The sequence below is a fragment of the Candidatus Accumulibacter propinquus genome, from assembly GCF_056856495.1.
On sequence record NZ_JBSEHC010000003.1, the window covers coordinates 703,957 to 722,402 of the forward strand.

At 63.2% G+C, this 18,446-nt stretch carries 13 protein-coding genes; 6 read left to right on the forward strand and 7 right to left on the reverse strand.

Features of this window, described 5'->3' with window-relative positions:
• Nucleotides 1-24 precede the first annotated feature (24 nt).
• Nucleotides 25-384: a YhbY family RNA-binding protein gene (locus AC15MQ_RS09310; protein ID WP_483079951.1), complete on the forward strand. Its 360-nt coding sequence runs from the start codon at nt 25-27 to the stop codon at nt 382-384.
• Nucleotides 385-449: 65 nt separating this feature from the next.
• On the opposite strand, the gene AC15MQ_RS09315 is transcribed toward AC15MQ_RS09310, so the two are convergent.
• From AC15MQ_RS09315 to ydiK, 6 genes are all read right to left on the reverse strand, one after another.
• On the reverse strand, nt 450-914 hold the full coding sequence (locus AC15MQ_RS09315; RefSeq protein ID WP_483079952.1) for a DUF4149 domain-containing protein: 465 nt from the start codon (nt 912-914) through the stop codon (nt 450-452).
• Nucleotides 915-924: 10 nt separating this feature from the next.
• Nucleotides 925-1,401, reverse strand: coding sequence for a transcription elongation factor GreA (gene greA, locus AC15MQ_RS09320; RefSeq protein WP_287653733.1), 477 nt, complete (start codon nt 1,399-1,401; stop codon nt 925-927).
• 66 nt (nt 1,402-1,467) lie between these two features.
• Entirely contained in the window at nt 1,468-4,674 is a 3,207-nt protein-coding gene (gene carB, locus AC15MQ_RS09325; protein WP_287653732.1) for a carbamoyl-phosphate synthase large subunit, read from the reverse strand.
• Nucleotides 4,652-5,809 carry a glutamine-hydrolyzing carbamoyl-phosphate synthase small subunit gene (carA, locus tag AC15MQ_RS09330; RefSeq protein ID WP_287653785.1) on the reverse strand — a complete coding sequence of 386 codons (1,158 nt, stop codon included), beginning with the start codon at nt 5,807-5,809 and terminating at the stop codon, nt 4,652-4,654. Before carA ends, carB begins: the two co-directional genes overlap by 23 nt.
• 224 nt (nt 5,810-6,033) lie before the next feature.
• Entirely contained in the window at nt 6,034-6,639 is a 606-nt protein-coding gene (locus AC15MQ_RS09335) for a riboflavin synthase (RefSeq protein ID WP_287653731.1), read from the reverse strand.
• Nucleotides 6,640-6,724: 85 nt separating this feature from the next.
• Complete coding sequence (gene ydiK, locus AC15MQ_RS09340) at nt 6,725-7,849, reverse strand: AI-2E family transporter YdiK (RefSeq protein ID WP_287653730.1); 1,125 nt, start codon at nt 7,847-7,849, stop codon at nt 6,725-6,727.
• 333 nt (nt 7,850-8,182) lie between these two features.
• On the opposite strand from ydiK, the gene AC15MQ_RS09345 reads away from it, so the two are divergent.
• Nucleotides 8,183-9,682: a polyamine aminopropyltransferase gene (locus AC15MQ_RS09345; protein WP_287653729.1), complete on the forward strand. Its 1,500-nt coding sequence runs from the start codon at nt 8,183-8,185 to the stop codon at nt 9,680-9,682.
• Between the two features lie 3 nt (nt 9,683-9,685).
• Nucleotides 9,686-11,338, forward strand: coding sequence for an NAD(P)-binding protein (locus AC15MQ_RS09350; RefSeq protein ID WP_332335205.1), 1,653 nt, complete (start codon nt 9,686-9,688; stop codon nt 11,336-11,338).
• Between the two features lie 61 nt (nt 11,339-11,399).
• On the opposite strand, the gene AC15MQ_RS09355 is transcribed toward AC15MQ_RS09350, so the two are convergent.
• Nucleotides 11,400-13,031 (reverse strand): methyl-accepting chemotaxis protein, encoded by a 1,632-nt coding sequence (locus AC15MQ_RS09355; RefSeq protein ID WP_483079953.1) that lies wholly within the window; start codon nt 13,029-13,031, stop codon nt 11,400-11,402.
• Nucleotides 13,032-13,334: 303 nt separating this feature from the next.
• Here AC15MQ_RS09355 and AC15MQ_RS09360 point away from each other — a divergent pair, with 303 nt between their 5' ends.
• Genes AC15MQ_RS09360 through AC15MQ_RS09370 form a run of 3 tightly spaced genes read left to right on the forward strand, consistent with a single transcriptional unit; the run spans nt 13,335 to nt 18,204 of the window.
• Entirely contained in the window at nt 13,335-14,006 is a 672-nt protein-coding gene (locus tag AC15MQ_RS09360; RefSeq protein WP_483079954.1) for a TetR/AcrR family transcriptional regulator, read from the forward strand.
• Entirely contained in the window at nt 14,003-15,103 is a 1,101-nt protein-coding gene (locus AC15MQ_RS09365) for an efflux RND transporter periplasmic adaptor subunit (RefSeq protein WP_350497324.1), read from the forward strand. The genes AC15MQ_RS09360 and AC15MQ_RS09365 overlap by 4 nt, the downstream gene beginning before the upstream one ends.
• Nucleotides 15,100-18,204, forward strand: coding sequence for an efflux RND transporter permease subunit (locus tag AC15MQ_RS09370; RefSeq protein WP_483079955.1), 3,105 nt, complete (start codon nt 15,100-15,102; stop codon nt 18,202-18,204). The genes AC15MQ_RS09365 and AC15MQ_RS09370 overlap by 4 nt, the downstream gene beginning before the upstream one ends.
• Nucleotides 18,205-18,446 lie beyond the last annotated feature (242 nt).

Consider the following 18,446-nt stretch of genomic DNA (forward strand, 5'->3'; position numbering starts at 1 on the left):
AGTCACAGCAAGAAGGTAACCCGCATGCTCAATCTCACCTCAGACGAACGACGCGCTTTGCGCGCCCGCGCCCACTCCCTGAATCCGGTGGTTTCGATAAGCCAGAGTGGCCTCTCAGAATCGGTGATCAAGGAGATCAATGCCAGTCTCGCCAGCCATGAACTGATCAAGGTCCGCGTTTACAACGATGACCGGGCTGTCCGCGAAGCCTTTTTCGGCACCCTTTGTGAACGACTCGATGCTGCGCCCGTGCAGCATATCGGCAAACTCCTGGTGATCTGGCGCCCGCAGCCCGAGAAGCCGATCCAGGCAGTCAAAGCGCGCGCCAGGAGCGTCGGACCCCGGCGCAACAAGCGCAGCTTCCAGGGTGGTTCAGCGAACTGAAATCGCTCAGCCACGGAAATCCGCGCGCGCATCGCAGGGATGTGGTTACCCAGCGATCCGTGGTGCTACCTTGTGGCTCGCCCGGAACTGGTCACCAGCAGTAACCCGAGCAGGGTCTGAACGAGGTAGAGGATGCTCGAAACGCCATGCCAAGCGGCGAAGCGGTTGCGGAGTACGCTTTCCATGACTTCTCGCGGCAAGGCATCGGCCTTGAGTTGCGCCAGCAACGGCTGCACGCCGAACAGGCTGACCGCGGTCAGCAGCAGCATCAGTACGAGCAACCAGAAGTTCCAGCGGCGCAAGGCGGTCGTGCCCACACGCAGCAATACGAACAGCAGCAGGTAGACGGCGCAGGCGAGACCTACCCAGCCCATCAACTCGAACAACCGGCCGGCCAGCAAGCCTGCCGTCTGACGATCGTTACTCAGCGTTGCGAACAGGGTTGGTGCGACGAGATAGCCGATGACCCACAAGCCACCCACCCAGAGCGTCAACGCCACGTCATGGAGAGCATCGGCAAGGCGTCGCATCGCCGATCCCCTATTCGTAGCGGACGTCGATGACTTCGTATTCGCGTATGCCACCTGGAGCCTGTACCTCTGCGATGTCGCCGGCGAACTTGCCGATCAGTGCCCGAGCGATTGGCGAGTTGATCGAAATCTTGCCCGCCTTGATGTCGGCTTCATCCTCGCCAACGATCTGATAACACACGCGGGCACCGGATTCCTGGTCCTCGAGATCGAGCGTTGCCCCGAAAACGCAGCGCCCGTCAGCGTCGAGCAGTTTGGGGTCGATGATTTGGGCGTTCGCCAGTTTGCCCTCGACTTCCTTGATGCGTCCCTCGACAAAGCCTTGCCGTTCCTTTGCGGCATCGTACTCGGCGTTCTCCGAAAGGTCACCGTGCGAGCGCGCCTCGGCGATCGCCGCGATGGCACGCGGTCGCTCGACGGTCTTCATGTGATGCAGTTCGGCACGGAGTTTTTCGGCTCCATGAACGGTAACAGGTACCTTGCTCATATCATTGGCTGCCAACGAAAACCGCCGGTGCGCCAGGTCGGCGGCGGCGACGGTTCTATGGGTTATCTAGTGGAGTTGTGCGTGCAAATCCTGTATTGGATAGACGACCAACTCGCCGCGGTTCCGGATTCCGGCCGCTGCTGCTTCCGCTCCCCAGATCGTGGTGTAGATCGTCACGCGTGCCGCCAGTCCGGAGGTGCGGATCGAGCGCGAGTCGCTGATCGCCTTGCGCTTCTCATCGACGGTGTTGATGATCAGGACAATCTCGTTGTTCTTGATCATGTCGACCACATGCGGACGCCCTTCGGTGACCTTGTTCACCGCCGTGACGGGAATTCCCGCTGCCGCAATGGCCGCTGCCGTCCCACGTGTGGCAAGTAGTGTGAAGCCTGCCGACTGCAGTTCGCGGGCGATAGTGACTGCCTTTGCCTTGTCCGATTCCTTGACGCTGATGAATACCTGGCCGGAACTGGGCAGCCGTACACTGGCCGCCAACTGGCTCTTGACGAAGGCCTCCGAAAAGCTGAGTCCAACACCCATGACTTCGCCGGTCGATTTCATTTCGGGCCCGAGGATGGTGTCGACGCCGCGGAACTTCACGAACGGGAAAACCGCCTCCTTGACCGAGAAGTAGTTCGGGATCACTTCGCCGGTGACTCCCTGGCTGGCCAGCGACTGCCCAACCATGCAACGCGCCGCGATTTTTGCCAGTTGCAGTCCGGTCGCCTTGGAAACGAAGGGTACCGTACGCGATGCGCGCGGGTTCACCTCCAGAACGAAAACAACGCCCTTCTGAATGGCGAACTGGACGTTCATCAGGCCGCAGACCTTTAGCCCATGCGCCATCAGGCGGGTCTGGCGACGCAGTTCGTCCTGCAATTCGCTCGACAGGGAATACGGCGGCAGCGAACAAGCGGAATCGCCGGAATGAACCCCGGCCTGTTCGATATGCTCCATGACCCCTCCGATGAGCACTTCCCGACCATCGCAGATGGCATCAACGTCGACTTCGCAGGCGTCGTTGAGGAAGCGGTCGAGCAGTACCGGTGAGTCGTTGGACACCTTGACGGCTTCACGCATGTAACGTTCGAGGTCGCGCTCTTCGTGCACGATCTCCATCGCCCGTCCGCCGAGTACGTACGACGGACGAACCACCAGTGGATAGCCGATCTCGGCTGCCAGCCGCAGGGCGTCGACTTCCGTGCGTGCGGTGCGATTTGAAGGCTGCTTGAGGCCCAGATCGTGCAACAGTTTCTGGAAACGTTCGCGATCCTCGGCGGCGTCGATCATGTCCGGGCTGGTGCCGATGATCGCCACGCCGTTGGCTTCGAGATCGCGGGCGAGCTTCAGTGGTGTCTGGCCGCCATACTGGACGATGACCCCCAGCGGCTTTTCGACGGCGACGATTTCCAGCACGTCTTCGAGCGTCAACGGTTCGAAGTAGAGGCGATCGGAGGTGTCGTAATCGGTCGACACCGTTTCCGGATTGCAGTTGACCATGATTGTTTCGTAGCCATCCTCGCGCATCGCCAGAGCCGCGTGCACGCAGCAGTAGTCGAACTCGATTCCCTGGCCGATGCGGTTGGGGCCGCCACCGAGGACCATGATCTTTTTGCGATCGCTGGGATTCGCCTCGCACTCGTCCTCGTAGGTCGAATACATGTAGGCCGTATCGGTCGCGAATTCGGCGGCACAAGTATCGACGCGTTTGTACACCGGGCGAATGCCCAGTTCATGGCGACGCCGGCGAACCGTCGTCTGGGTGGTTCGCAACAGGGTCGCCAACCGTTTGTCGGAGAAGCCGGCACGTTTCAAATACCACAATTCGTCTCGTGACAACGCCGCAAGGGGCCTGCCGCGGATGCGCTCGGCCTTCTTGTAGAGATCTTCGATCTGCGCCAGAAACCACGGATCGATCGCGGTCAGCCGATGAATTTCCTCCAGGCTCATGCCGATCCGGAAGGCGTCGGCAATGTACCAGATCCGTTCCGGCCGTGCCTCGCTCAGCGCCATCTCGATTTCCTCGCGGTCGACACTGCGCTCGTCGAAGCCATCGACACCGATTTCCAGACCCCGAAGTGCCTTTTGCAGCGATTCCTGGAAGGTGCGGCCGATGGCCATCACCTCGCCGACCGACTTCATCTGCGTGGTCAGCCGCGAATCGGCTACCGGAAACTTCTCGAAGGCAAAGCGCGGCACCTTGGTGACCACGTAGTCGATCGACGGTTCGAACGAGGCTGGGGTCTTGCCGCCGGTGATGTCGTTGGCCAGTTCGTCGAGGGTATGGCCTACCGCCAGCTTCGCTGCCACCTTGGCAATCGGAAAACCGGTGGCCTTCGACGCCAGAGCCGACGAACGCGACACGCGCGGGTTCATCTCGATGACGATCATCCGCCCGTTTGTCGGGCAGATCGCGAACTGCACGTTCGATCCACCGGTATCGACGCCGATCTCACGCAGCACCGCCACGGCGGCATCGCGCATGATCTGGTATTCCTTGTCGGTCAGTGTCTGCGCCGGTGCGACGGTGATCGAGTCACCGGTGTGGATGCCCATCGGGTCGAGGTTTTCGATCGCGCAGACGATGATGCAGTTGTCCTTGCGGTCACGCACGACCTCCATCTCGAACTCTTTCCAGCCGATCAGCGATTCCTCGATCAGGAGTTCGCTGGTCGGGCTGGCTTCCAGGCCGCGCTGGCAGATTTCGACAAACTCCTCCTGATTGTAGGCTATGCCGCCACCCGAACCCCCCATCGTGAAGGACGGGCGGATGATCGCCGGATAGCCGATCATCGCCTGCACCTGCAGCGCCTCTTCCATCGAGTGCGCGACGGCAGAGCGAGCCGATCCGAGACCGATTCTGGTCATCGCCGCCTTGAATTTTTCGCGGTCCTCGGCCTTGTCGATTGCTTCCTTGGTGGCGCCGATCATCTCGACGCCAAAGCGTTCGAGGACGCCGTGTCTGGCGAGGTCGAGGGCACAGTTCAGCGCCGTCTGCCCACCCATGGTCGGCAGCAGCGCGTCGGGCCGCTCCTTGGCGATGATCTTTTCGACCACCCGCCAGGTAATCGGCTCGATATACGTCACGTCCGCCATATCCGGATCGGTCATGATCGTCGCTGGGTTGGAGTTTACCAGGATTACCCGGTAACCCTCTTCGCGTAGCGCCTTGCACGCTTGTGCGCCGGAGTAGTCGAATTCGCAGGCCTGACCGATGACGATCGGACCGGCGCCGATAATCAGAATGCTCTTAATGTCTGTGCGCTTGGGCATGGTGCGCCTTTTCGTCTTGCATCATCTTGACAAAGCGGTCGAACAGACAGGCGATGTCATGTGGCCCCGGGCTGGCTTCCGGGTGGCCCTGAAAGGAAAAAGCCGCAACGTCGCTACGCGCGATACCCTGCAGTGATCCATCGAACAGCGAAGCGTGCGTGCGCCGCAGATTGGCGGGCAAGGTATCGGCATCCACCGCGAAACCATGATTCTGGCTGGTGATCAGGACCTGTCCAGTCTGGAGATCCTTGACCGGGTGGTTGGCGCCGTGGTGGCCAAATTTCATCTTCATCGTCCTGGCGCCCGAAGCCAGCGCCAGCAACTGATGGCCTAGGCAGATACCGAAGGTCGGTACACCGTGGGCAAGGATTTCGCGGATGGCCGTAATGGCGTAGTCGCACGGTTCCGGATCGCCCGGCCCGTTCGACAGGAACACCCCGTCCGGCTTGAGTTTGAGGACTTCGGACGCGCTGGTCTGCGCCGGAACGACCGTAATCTTGCAGCCGCGTGCGGCGAGCATGCGCAAGATGTTGTGTTTGACTCCGAAGTCGTAGGCGACAACGTGCCAATGCGGCGTCGGTACGGAGCGGTAACCGTCAAGGCTCCATTGTCCCGCCGTCCACTCGTACGGTTCTGCGACACTCACCACCCTGGCGAGGTCCATGCCGGCGAGGCCGGGAAAAGCGCGTGCCTCGGCAACTGCTTGTTCCTCGTCGATCTCTCCGGCCATGATGCAACCGGCCTGGGCGCCTTTTTCGCGCAGAATGCGCGTCAGCTTGCGCGTATCCACCCCGGCGATGGCCACCAGGCCGTGCTTTTGCAGATAGTCGGGCAGAGTCTCCTGCAGGCGCCAGCTTTCGGCGCGAACCGGCAGGTCACGAATTACCAGCCCGGCGGCATGGTTGCCGCACGATTCGAAGTCCTCGTCATTGCACCCGACGTTGCCGATATGCGGATAGGTGAGCGTGACAATCTGACGGCAGTAGGAGGGGTCGGTCAGTATCTCCTGGTAACCGGTCATCGCCGTATTGAACACCACCTCGCCGCTGGTACGGCCTCCGGCGCCGATAGCCAGGCCACGAAAAATCGTGCCATCGGCCAGTGCGAGGATCGCGGGCGGAAGCGTGGGTAACAAGGACACGAAAGACTCCTGTGGATGCTGCTGTTTGAATCCGCTGGCGGGCCGAGCTTTAGATACGCAAAAGCGGGACGGGCGCGCAGCCCTCCCGCTCGGTTCCATGCAAGCCGCAGGATTATACCGGAGCGCACCTCTATTTGGGCAATTCCGCATCCCGGCAGCTGTACGAAAGGCTCGGCGGTCGACGGTAAGTCATTGCTGCTGCGGGCATCAGGTCCGCGTCAGATGCTATCCTGATAGTTCAGAATTCGCTCGCAATAGCGCGCAATCAGGTCGATTTCGAGGTTGACCCGGCTACCGGCCTGAAGACTGCCGAGGGTCGTGGCTTCCAGGGTGTGCGGAATCAGGTTGATGGTGAACGTGGCGCCGTCCACCGAGTTGGTGGTCAGGCTGACGCCATCGACGGTTATCGAGCCCTTGCGTGCAATGTACCTGGCGAGCGACTCCGGTGCCTGGATCTCGAGCAGGCGATTGTCGCCGATGGCCTCGAAACGCAGTACCTTGCCGACACCATCAACGTGCCCGGAGACGAGATGCCCGCCGAGCCGGTCCGCGAGACGAAGGGCCTTCTCCAGATTGATCGGTCCCGGTGCCGCCAGGCCGACGGTGCAGGCCAGCGATTCCGGCGAGACGTCAACAAAGAAACAATTGTGCTGTTTATCGACAACGGTCAGGCAAACACCACCGCAGGCGATGGAATCGCCAAGTTCAACGTCTTCGATGCCGAGTTGCCCGGCATCGATCGTCAAGCGCACGGTGCCGGCGCCGTCGTCACGCGGAGTGATTCGGGTGACGCTGCCGCGGGCAGCAATGATTCCTGAGAACATGGCGGAAACCGATCAGGTGAGGGTTGCAAGGGTCGGCGGGATTCTAGCATGCAGTCGTCCGCGCCGCCGCCGCCGCGGCCCGGCATCACGCGCCTGGCGGCAGGCGGGCATCGCTGGGCGCCGGCTCGTCCTCGCCACCGGCCGGAAGGTCGTTGACCCACGCCTGCAGCAGGGTGTAGGCGACGGCCAGCACCACCGGGCCGACGAAAATGCCGACGAGTCCGAAGGCCAGCAGGCCACCGATGACCCCGGCCAGGATCAGCAATAATGGCAGGTCGGCGCCTTTTCTGATCAGGATCGGACGCAGGAAGTTGTCGAGGGAAGTGACGATGACCGTCCAGACCAACAGGAAAGTGCCCCAGGCCGTGCTGTCACTCCAGAACAGCCAGATCACGGCCGGCACCAGAACCAGTCCCGGTCCGAGTTGCGCGATGCAGAACATGAACATCAGCGCCGTCAGGACGGCAACCAACGGCAACCCGGCAATGGCCAGGCCGATCCCACCGAGGATCGACTGCACCAGCGCGGTGATCCCGACCCCGAGTGCCACGGCCCGGGCCGCCTGTGCGGCCAGCAGTACGGCCTTTTCGCCGCGGTCGCCAGCCAGCCGGTAGCCGAAGCGCCGCACGCCGGTGGCAGCGCTCTCCCCCGAAGAATAGAGGACCGCCGAGAGGGCGACGGTCAGCAGGAACTGAACGAAGACCAGGCCAAAGCTGCCGACCTCGCTGACGAACCAGCGGGTCATGCTGCCAGCGTAGGGAACGGCCTTGGCCGCGAGTTCTGCGGTACCGATGGTTGCGAGCTGGGTCCACGCGTGCTCGATCTTCACCCCGACCAGCGGTAAGTCGCCGACCCACGCGGGTGGCGACGGCACCCTGAACTCGGTGAGGTATTTGCTCCACTCCGCGATCTGATCGGCATTGTCGACGAGGGTGGCAATCGCCAGCGACAACGGCACGATCAGCACCAGCAGCACCAACAGAATCATGGCGATCACTGCCGGCGTCCGCCGGTTGCCGAGGCGCTGTTGCACCCGCAGCATTAAGGGCCAGGTGGCGATGACGACCATCGTGGCCCAGATCAGTGCCGGCAGGAATGGGCGCAGGATCCAGACCGAGGCGGCGATCAGCGCGCAGAGGAAGAGCACTGCCAGTGCAGGGCGGGCGATTTCGGGGGGAGGCTCGGTCGGCTTCATCTTCTCGTCAGGCATATCCGGGATTTTTCGAGGCCATGGGCCGCGCTTGGACCCATTTCCCGGTCATTGTTTCAGTGTGCTGCGCCGGCTGTTGGAGCGCGCATGACCACCGGCTTTCGCCGCAACGCCGCAGCCGTTGCCACGGCTGGCCTCTGGGCGGCATGGTAGCGCAATTCACCGACCGCGACGCGTCCACGTTTGGGAATAGAATGGCGCGCATGCAGAACCAGGCGCCGACCCGGCCGATGCCGGCAGACTCCGCATGAGACCCGCGCGGGCGGCGCGGCAGCACTGTGGTAGCCACGGTCGGCGATCGCCGAGCTTGGCTTGCCGAGCCGGTTCGCAACGATGAATCACGCCCTGCTGTTCTCGGTATTCGTTGTTGCCTCGTGTGGTCTGGCTTACGAGTTGATCGCCGGGGCACTGGCGAGTTATCTTCTTGGCGATTCGGTCACCCAGTTCTCGACGGTCATCGGTAGCTATCTGTTCGCCATGGGCGTCGGATCGTGGCTGTCGCGCTACGTCGAAAGGCGACTGGTGGCACGCTTCATCCAGGTCGAATTGATGGTCGGCGTCTTCGGCGGCTTTTCGGCGGCAGGGTTGTTCTTTGTCTTCGCCTGGTCGTCGGCGCCCTTCAAGCTGGCGCTGTATCTGGCGGTAGTCGGCATCGGCGTGCTCGTCGGCCTGGAAATTCCGCTGATCATGCGCATTCTCGAACGCGATCTGGCGTTCAAGGATCTGGTCTCGCAGGTATTGACCTTCGATTACCTCGGCGCGCTCGCTGTTTCGATTCTCTTTCCTGTCGTGCTGGTGCCCCATCTGGGCCTGATGCGCAGTGCCCTGCTGTTCGGCCTGCTCAACGTTGCGGTTGCTCTCTGGGCCTGCTGGCTGTTTCGCGAGCAGTTGCGCAACGTCGGCTGGCTAGGCGTGCAAGGGGGGGCGTCGATGCTCGTGCTGTTGGCCGCTTTCGCTGCAGCCGGCGAGTTGACTTCTCTGGCCGAGGCTCATCTCTACGCCGATGACATCGTACATGCCGAGAGCACGCCGTACCAGCGGATCGTCGTCACGCGCTGGAAGGACGACCTGCGCCTGCATCTGAACAACAACCTGCAGTTCAGTTCGCGCGACGAGTACCGCTATCACGAAGCACTGGTGCATCCGGGGCTGTCCACTTTGCCGGCGGCGCGGCGCGTGCTGGTTCTCGGCGGCGGCGACGGTTTGGCCGTGCGGGAGATTCTCAAGTATCCGCAGATCGAGTCGGTGACGCTGGTCGACCTCGATCCGGCAATGACACGACTGTTTGCCAGCGCACCGCCGTTACGCAAGCTCAACGAGGATGCGCTACGTTCGAGCAAGGTCAGCGTGGTCAATGCCGATGCGCTACAGTGGCTCGAGGACAACGACGATCTCTTCGATTTCGTCGTCGTCGATTTTCCCGATCCATCGAATTTTGCGATCGGCAAGCTCTACAGTGCTTCCTTCTATCGCCTGCTCGAGAAACACCTGACGGCCAATGCGCTGGCGGTCATCCAGTCCACCTCGCCGCTCTACGCCCGGCAGTCGTTCTGGTGTGTGGTCACCACGCTGGAGAGTGTCGGGCTGCTCGTCACACCCTACCATGCGCTGGTGCCGTCCTTTGGTGAATGGGGTTTCGTGCTGGCGGGGCGACACGCGTATCGGCCACCGCCGGCGTACGCGGTGGCCACGCGCTTCCTGACGGCCGATACCACTCCGGCCCTGTTCCTGTTTCCCAAGGACATGGCGCGTGTCGAGACCGAGGTGAACCGTCTGAATAGTCAGGTGCTGGTGCGCTACTTCGAACAGGAGTGGCGACAGGTGATTCGCTAGGGCATGGACCGCCGCGAATTCATGGTCTCTGCGGGGATCGCCGGTACGGCCTCGCTGCTGGGCTGCCGCGGCACGCCAACGCCCCTGCCGCCAGGCGAACTGCTCGGGGCTTCGCTCGCCCTCGGGCATCGCTTGCCTGCGCATGACCTGGCGCCACCCGACAGCACGCAGCACGTCCCGGTGCTCATCGTCGGTGCCGGCATCGGCGGCCTTTCCGCTGGCTGGAAACTGGCCAAGTCGGGCTTCGCCGATTTCTTGATCGTTGACCTGGAGAGCGAAGCCGGGGGCAATTCACGGGCCGGTCGCAACACGATCAGCGCCTATCCCTGGGGCGCGCATTATCTGCCGCTACCGACGCGCGAAGCGACGGCGGTACGCGAGTTGCTCGCCGAACTGGGCGTGCTGCAGGGCGATCCGCGTGCCGTCAGGCCGAGCTATGACGAGCGCTATCTGTGCGCCACTCCGCAGGAGCGGCTCTATCGAAACGGCCGCTGGCAGGAAGGCCTGCTCCCTCAGAGCGGCGTCGGTGCCTCGGAACGCGGACAGTATCAGCGCTTTGCCGACCTGATGGCGGCTTTCCGGCGTCAGCGCGACACTCTCGGGCGGCGTGCCTTCGCCTTGCCCATGGCGTTGTCGAGCCGTTCGGCCGAACTGCTGGCGCTCGACCAGTTGAGCATGCGCGACTGGCTGCTCGCGCAGCGACTGGATTCACCGCATCTGCACTGGTACGTCAACTATGCCTGCCGCGACGACTATGGGGCGGGTAGCTCCGCGGTTTCGGCCTGGGCCGGTATCCATTACTTTGCCTGCCGCGACGGCGAGGCGCAGAACGCAGCCAGCGACAGCGTACTCACTGCGCCGGAAGGCAACGCCTGGCTGAGCAACGGGCTACTGCGATCGATCCGCGAACGTGTCGGGGCGCGATTGCTCACCGGCGCGCTCGCCTTCCGCGTTGCCGCCGGAAGCGCACCAGCGGCCGGCCGTCGTATCGAGGTTCACCTGTGGTTGCCCGACGAGCGTCGTACGCTGCGCGTACTCACCGAGCAGCTGATCTGGGCCGCGCCACTGTTCCTGGTGCCGAAAGTCTTCGCCGGTTACCCGGATCTGAGGGTCGCCGCCGGCAGTTACAGCTACGCGCCCTGGCTGGTCGCCAACCTGACGCTGTCGCGCTTTCCGGACGACCGCGCCGGCGCGCCGCCGGCCTGGGACAATGTGCTTTACGACAGTCCCGGCCTCGGCTATGTGGTGGCTACACATCAACACCTGCGCGCCTGGCGCGGGCCGACCGTGCTCACCTACTACCGTGCCCTCGACGAGGTGAGCCCGCAGCAGGGCAGGGAGGCGCTGCGTGACGCAGCACGCGAAGTATGGGCGGAACAGATCCTGGCGGATCTGGAACGACCGCATCCCGATATCCGGCAGTTGACGACACGCCTCGACGTCTTTCGCAACGGGCATGCCATGGCACGGCCGGTTCCCGGCCTGATCTCTGGCGCAGCACGCCGGCGCTTTGCCGTCGACGGGACGAACCTGCGCTTTGCGCACGCCGATGTCAGTGGTTTTTCGCTGTTCGAAGAAGCGCAATACCGCGGTGTCCTGGCTGCCGAACGAACGCTGCGCCGTCTCGGTGCGCGCTTCACGTCTTCATTGGCGTAGATTGCCGGTGTTGTGCCAAAGCGACTCTCGCGCTGGCACAACACCGCCATTCCCAGGCTCGTCAGGTGCGCAGGAACTGCACCGCTTCGCGGAGCTGTCGTGCCGTGTTGGCGAGTTCGTTGGCAGTGGCGGAAACCTGCAGCGCGGCGGTACTGTTCTCCTCGGCGCCGCTGGCCATGCGTTCGACCGCCAGAGCAATGTCGCCGCTGCCCTGGCGTTGCACGTCGAGCCCCTGCGCGATTGCCTGCATGTCGCTGACGAGCAGGCGGGTTTCCGCAGCGATGTCGTCCATTGTCGTCCTGGCACTGCGGACGGTATCGATGCTGATGCGGGCTCTGTCCGATCCCTCGCTCATTCCTTTGGCGGCGCCTTCGACGCCGGACTGGATCTGCGTGATCATCGCCGCGATGCGGTCGGTCGATTGCGCCGTGCGTTCAGCGAGTTTTCTCACCTCGTCGGCAACGACCGCAAAGCCGCGTCCCTGCTCACCGGCACGGGCGGCTTCGATCGCCGCGTTCAGTGCCAGCAGGTTGGTCTGGTCGGCAATCTCGCGAATCACCCCGACGATGCCGGAAATCTCACGGGAATGTTCGCCCAGCCGCCGCATCGAATCGGCGGTTTCCTGCACGTCGGTCGCGAGTCGTTCCACGACCGTGGCGGTGGTGGAGATTTCCGTGCTTCCCTGATCGCAACGGGTTCCAGCCTGCTGCACCTTGCTCTTCGCCGCATCAGCCTGTGCCGCCATCACCGAGATGCCGCTCGACATCTGCTCCACCGTGGTGACCATGGCACTGACCGCGGAATTCTGGCGGTGCGTGCCGTCAGCGACCCCGGCAATGGTCTGCGAGAGTCGCATCGCCGAAGCACTCAGCGTTTCCGCCGCAGCGCGAATCTGCCGGACCGTCTGTGCCAGCTTTTCGCCGGTCGCGTCGATGGAACGGAGCAGTTCGCCAATTTCATCGGCGCGGCGGCTGACGCTCGTCTGGGGGGCGAGATCGCCGCTGGCCAGATCGCCGAGTCGTCGCTTCGCTTCACCAATGCCCGTCAGCAGCGAACGACTAAAGAGGTAGTTGCCTGCCGCAGCGACTCCGCCGCTAAACAGAAATACGGCCAGCAGTACCCATAGATCGTCGCGCAGGCCCGCGGCCGTCAATGCTTCGACCTCCTCCTGTTCTCGGGTACTCAGGGAGACCACGTCGTCGATGGCCTTCCGGTGCTCGGCATACTGTACTTCGAGCTGTTTCAGTGAGGCGCGCACAGCGGACTCGTCTCCGGCGTTCACCGCCGGAAGAAACTGCTGGTCCACGATCTCGAAAAACCGTATCGACGCTTTATGCGCGTCGTTCAGGAAGCGAGTCTTGATGCTCTCGGGCAACTGCTGCTCAAGCCAGAACTTGTGGCGTGTGTCGTAATCCGTACGCAGTTGTCCGAGCCTGGCAAGCAGGGTTTCGCGCTCGGTCCGCCGGTCCGGATCGGACAGTTGCAGGGTCGTCAGGTACGACTCGATGATGTAGTTTGGTGGCGGCAGGATGTCCGCGACCAGGTCCTTGTAGAGGACGATGCGCTGATAATTGGGGCCGCCGACCTTGGTTTCGCTGATGGTGTGCGATGTCCAGGCGCCAAACAGCAGAAAGCCGCCGGCGAGGGAAATGGCCACCAGCAGCACTTGGGTGCGCAGGCTGAAACGGGTCATATCAGGTCTCCAGGGTTGGCCCTACAGCTTGATGTGAAGGGTTCGATTGGTCACGGATGGCGTCCAGCGAGCCTCGGCGGCAGCCCGTTCCACGTGGTCGAGCGATGCCTGTTGCCACGCCGACGTCCAGAAACGCGTCCCTCAGACAAGGTGAAGCGCAAAAGGTGCCGGCTGCACCCCGGTCGACGCGCTGCGTTGGCGTGATTCGCGGACTCGATCGCGGCCGCCCGAGGCCGCCTCTCGGTTTGACTCTGCCGGTGATGGGGACTACATTAATGACCGTTCGGTCATTAGCGTTGCCTGATGAGTTCTGCCACCTTCCGATCTGCATTGAACCTTTCGCCAGCCGAGCGCACGACGCGTCGCCGCCGCAAGGACGCCCGCCCCTCCGAACTCACCGCGGCAGCACTCGAACTCTTTGTCGAACAGGGTTTTGCCGCCACCCGGCTCGACCATGTCGCTGCGCGCGCGGGCGTTTCAAAGGGCACCCTTTATCTCTATTTCAACAGCAAGGAAGCGCTGTTCAAGGCGGTCGTCGAAGACGGAATGGTGGCCGCGCTGGTCGCTGCCGAGCAGCATTTGTCGGATCACCACGGGTCGGCCACGGAACTGCTACAGCAGTTGCTGCGCGGCTGGTGGGAGCAGATCGGGAGTACGTCGATGGCCGGCGTGAGCAAGTTGATCATTGCCGAATCCAGGAATTTTCCGGAACTTGCCCAATACTATCGCGAGCGAGTGATCCGGCGTGGCAGGGCACTGCTGCGCAGTGCCCTGCAGCGCGGGATCGACGCCGGCGAGTTTCGCCCGGTCGACGTCGAGGCGACCGTCGACGTGATCATCGCACCGTTGCTGATGTTGGCGATCTCGCGTTTTTCGCTACGTCTGTGCGGTCAGGAGGTGGCCCCCGAAGCCTACCTCGATGCGCATTTTGCATTGCTGTTGCACGGTCTGGGTCGGGGCGAGGCGACGCGATGAACGCGTCTGTTGCGCGCAAGCTCGCTCGGCTGCTGTCGGCACTGCCGCTGTTGCTCCTGCTTGGCGCTTGCGGCAAGGCGCCGCTACCGCCTGAGCCAGCGCGGCCGGTACTGACGCACGTCGTTGGCGATAACGCGGGTGACGAATTGCTCAGTTTCTCGGGCGAGGTGCGCTCGCGTTACGAAACGCCACTTGCCTTCCGCATCGCTGGCAAGATCACTGCCCGACTGGTTGACTCGGGTGCCGTCGTCAAGGCTGGTCAGGTCCTCGCCCGGCTGGACCCGGCGGATGCGATGCTGTCTGCGGCGGCGGCGGCGGCACAGTTGGAACTTGCCGAGGCCGACCTGCGCCGTTTCCGGAACTTGCAGGCGAAGCACTTCGTCAGCCAGGCCGCTCTCGATACCCGGGAGACGGCTTTCAAGGCAGCACAGGCGCAGGCCGACCTGGCGCACAACCAGTCTTCTTATACGGTCCTGCGGGCCGAGCAGGCGGGTATCGTGGGACTGGTGGCGGTCGAAGTCGGACAGGTCGTGGCAGCGGGGCAGACCGTCATGCGGTTGGCGCGCGCGGACACCCTCGAAGTCGCGATCGCCATCCCCGAATCGCGGATGACCGAATTACGCGCACTTGGGGCGGCCACGGTCGAGCTATGGGCCGATCGTCAGGCCAGCTACGCCGGACTGCTCCGCGAAGTGTCGCCGGTTGCCGACCCGGTAACCCGTACCTACGCGGCAAGGGTGTCGATACGTCACCCCGACGCCAGAGTGCTGCTGGGGATGACGGCGACGGTGCGCTTTCTTCGCCACGACGGCAACACCCGCCTGACGGTTCCGCTGACGGCGATTTTTCAACACCAGGGCGGCCCGGCGCTATGGGTGGTCGGATCCGATCAGACGGTCGTCTTGCGACCGGTTTCTGTCGCCGCATACCGGGAAGACACGGCCGTGCTCGATGACGGCGTACAGGCTGGCGAGAGGATCGTCGTTGCCGGGGTCCACAAGCTGAGCAGCGGCGAGCAGGTGCGCGTCATCGACCCGGCGAAGCCGCTTGCCGAGCCGCAGTCGCAGAGTGATCCGTCCGACGCAGCCGCGCGATGACACTCCCGAATCTTTCCGAATGGGCGTTGCGCCACCGCTCGCTGGTCGCTTACCTGATCGTCGTGTTGATGCTCGGCGGGGTGCTGTCGTACTTCCGGCTGGGTCGTGCCGAGGACCCGGATTTCACCTTCAAGGCCATGGTGGTGCGTACGCTATGGCCGGGTGCCACCGCCCACGAGGTCGAACTGCAGGTCAGCGAACGCATCGAGAAGCGACTGCAGGAGGTACCCTGGGTCGACGTGCTGCGTTCGCAGACACGCTCCGGCGAGTCGCTGATCATCGTTCTCCTCCGGGACGACACGCCGAAAAAGGAGGTGGCGGAAACCTGGTACCAGGTTCGCAAAAAGATCGGCGACATGCGCCACACCCTGCCGCAAGGCGTGCAGGGCCCGTTTCTCAACGACGAATTCGGCGAAACCTTCATCACCATCTATGCCCTGACCGGCGACGGCTTCGACCTTGCAGCCCTGCGTCACGCGGCCGACGGCATCGCCCGTGAACTACGGCAGGTGCCGGACGTCAAGAAAATCGAACTGATCGGCGTGCAGGAGGAAAGGATCTACATCGAGGTCTCGCACGCCAAGCTGGCGACGCTGGGGCTGAACCCGCTGGCGATCTTCGAAGCGCTACAAAAGCAGAACGCGATGACTCCGGCCGGCTTTTACGAGACGCCGTCCGACCGCGTGCGCCTTCGCGTATCCGGCGATTTCAGGTCCGTCGCCAGCATTCGCGAAATCGGTATCCAGGCGGACGGCCGGCTGTTCCGGCTGGGCGACATCGCGACCGTCCACCGGGGCTTTGCGGAACCCCCGGCGCCGCGCATGCGCGTGCTGGGTCAGGACGCGATCGGCATTGCCATCGCCATGAACCGGGGCGGCGACGTGATCCGCCTGGGCGACCGCCTGCATGCGGAAGCCGAACGCCTGCAGAAGCAGTTGCCGCTGGGAATCGATCTGCACGTGGTTGCCGACCAACCGCAGATCGTGCGACAGTCGATGAACCTGTTCATGTCCTCGCTGGCCGAAGCGGTGCTGATCGTCCTGACGGTGTCCTTCCTGAGTCTCGGCATGCGCACCGGCGCCGTGGTGGCGTTGTCGATTCCGCTGGTGCTGGCGATCACCTTTCTGCTGATGGCCGTGTTCGGGATCGATCTGCAGCGGATTTCACTCGGCGCGCTGGTGATTGCGCTGGGCCTGCTGGTCGACGATGCGATCATTGCCGTCGAGATGATGGTCGTGAAGATGGAACAGGGGTGGGATCGCTTCCGGGCGGCGACTTTCGCCTACACCTCGACAGCCTTTCCGATGTTGACCGGTACCCTGATTTCGGCCATCGGCTTCATGCCGGTGGGTCTCGCCAAGTCGGGTGCCGGCGAATACACTTTTTCGATATTCGCGGTAGTCAGCATCGCCCTGCTGGTGTCATGGCTGGTGGCCGTGCTGTTCACCCCCTATCTGGGCGATCTGTTGCTGGATGCCGAAAAGCTGCGCAGGAAGGCTCTGCAGCACGGCGACGACACCTATGGCACGCCATTCTATCGCCGCGTGCGCGGTACCATCGAATGGTCGCTGCGGCATCGCTGGACGGTGATCGCGGCCACCGCCATCGTGTTCGTGGCGTCGCTGCTGGTACTGACCCTGGGCGTGCAGAAACAATTCTTTCCGGCGTCCAGCCGTCCCGAGTTGCTGGTCGATCTGTGGTTGCCGAACGGCGCGTCCCTGAAGGCGACCGAAGCGGTGGCCCGGGAAGTCGAGCGGACACTTGCCGAGCCGGAAATGAGCCAGTCGATCAAGTATTTCGCGAGTTACCTTGGCAACGGTAGCCCACGTTTCTACCTGCCTCTGGACCAGCAACTGTTCAACGACAGTTTTGCGCAATTCGTCGTCACGACCCATGGTATCGAGGCGCGCGAGGCGCTCAAGCGACGGCTGGAAGACCGCTTCGCCGATGCGGCAGGCCAATGGAGCGGCCTGCGCACGCGTGTGCTGCGCCTCGAGAACGGCCCGCCGGTCGGTTTTCCGGTGGTCTTCCGCGTCTCCGGAGACAATCTCGCCGAACTGCGCCGGGTTGCTGCGGAAGTCGCCATCATCATGCGCGCCAACCCGCACCTCAAGGAGGTCAACTTCGACTGGAACGAGATGGGCAAGGCGATCCACATCGACATCGACCAGGACCGCGCGCGCGCCCTGGGCATCAGTTCGCAGGAACTCGCGACCTTCCTCGATGCGATGCTCACCGGTGTCGCCGTGACGCAGATGCGCGAAGGCGACCAGTTGATCGACGTGGTGGCGCGCGCCGTCGGTGACGAGCGCGCAGCCATTGGTTCTCTGGCGGACGTCAATATCCATACCCGCAGCGGACGGTATGTGCCGCTCGCGCAACTCGCGACGATCAGCTACGGACTCGAAGATGGCCTGATTGCGCGGCGCAATCGGCTGCCGACGGTGAGCGTGCGCGCCGACATCCGTGATCACATGCAGGCCCCCGCAGTGACCGCGCAGATCGATCCGCAACTCGATCCGTTGCGGGCCGGCCTGCCCCCCGGTTTCCGTATCGAAGCCGGTGGGGCGACCGAAGAGTCGGCGAAAGGCGAGAATTCGATCAAGGCGGTGATGCCGCTGATGCTGGTTGGCGTGATTACCTTGCTGATGATCCAGTTGCAGAACATCGGCCGGATGCTGCTCGTTCTCGTCACCGCACCATTGGGGCTGATCGGCGTTGCGCTGGCGCTGCTGATCTTCGATGTGCCCTTCGGCTTCGTCGCCAATCTCGGGGTCATCGCGCTGTCCGGGATGATCATGCGCAACTCGGTGATTCTCGTCGATCAGATCGAACAGGACGAAAAGGCCGGCAAGCCCGCCTGGGAGGCGATCGTCGGATCGACCGTGCGGCGCTTCAGGCCGATCATGCTGACCGCCGCGGCGGCGATTCTGGCGATGATTCCGCTGACCCGCAGCGTCTTCTGGGGGCCGATGGCGGTGGCGATCATGGGCGGCCTGATCATCGCCACGTTGCTGACCTTGTTGTTCCTGCCGGCGTTGTATGCTGCGTGCTACCGGGTCAAATCGGTCGATGCCGGTACTGTGGTGCACCCCGGCTGATTCTTGCAGCACCTTCGGTGCGCACAGTACCCATTAATGGCTCCCGATGCGTCGCCGTCGTCGGGCAGCGCTCTACTGCACGCAGGCATTTTCCACAGTCGGGCGCTCCGCGACTCCCGACCGGCTGCGCCAGGTTTCCGAAGATTCGCCAAATGAATATTTAAAGAATCTGCATCTTACTGATTCTGAGCGCTTCTTCGACTGAATTGGCGAGATGTTCCGCATCGTGAAAGGACTCTCGC

What these genes read in the sequence shown, in the direction of transcription:
- ydiK (WP_287653730.1), bottom strand. Translation starts at nt 7,849, where the DNA reads ATGCCTGACGAGAAGATGAAGCCGACCGAGCCTCCCCCCGAAATCGCC.
- greA (WP_287653733.1), bottom strand. Translation starts at nt 1,401, where the DNA reads ATGAGCAAGGTACCTGTTACCGTTCATGGAGCCGAAAAACTCCGTGCC.
- AC15MQ_RS09355 (WP_483079953.1), bottom strand. Translation starts at nt 13,031, where the DNA reads ATGACCCGTTTCAGCCTGCGCACCCAAGTGCTGCTGGTGGCCATTTCC.
- AC15MQ_RS09360 (WP_483079954.1), top strand. Translation starts at nt 13,335, where the DNA reads ATGAGTTCTGCCACCTTCCGATCTGCATTGAACCTTTCGCCAGCCGAG.
- AC15MQ_RS09350 (WP_332335205.1), top strand. Translation starts at nt 9,686, where the DNA reads ATGGACCGCCGCGAATTCATGGTCTCTGCGGGGATCGCCGGTACGGCC.
- AC15MQ_RS09310 (WP_483079951.1), top strand. Translation starts at nt 25, where the DNA reads ATGCTCAATCTCACCTCAGACGAACGACGCGCTTTGCGCGCCCGCGCC.
- AC15MQ_RS09345 (WP_287653729.1), top strand. Translation starts at nt 8,183, where the DNA reads ATGAATCACGCCCTGCTGTTCTCGGTATTCGTTGTTGCCTCGTGTGGT.
- AC15MQ_RS09315 (WP_483079952.1), bottom strand. Translation starts at nt 914, where the DNA reads ATGCGACGCCTTGCCGATGCTCTCCATGACGTGGCGTTGACGCTCTGG.
- AC15MQ_RS09370 (WP_483079955.1), top strand. Translation starts at nt 15,100, where the DNA reads ATGACACTCCCGAATCTTTCCGAATGGGCGTTGCGCCACCGCTCGCTG.
- carB (WP_287653732.1), bottom strand. Translation starts at nt 4,674, where the DNA reads ATGCCCAAGCGCACAGACATTAAGAGCATTCTGATTATCGGCGCCGGT.
- AC15MQ_RS09335 (WP_287653731.1), bottom strand. Translation starts at nt 6,639, where the DNA reads ATGTTCTCAGGAATCATTGCTGCCCGCGGCAGCGTCACCCGAATCACT.
- AC15MQ_RS09365 (WP_350497324.1), top strand. Translation starts at nt 14,003, where the DNA reads ATGAACGCGTCTGTTGCGCGCAAGCTCGCTCGGCTGCTGTCGGCACTG.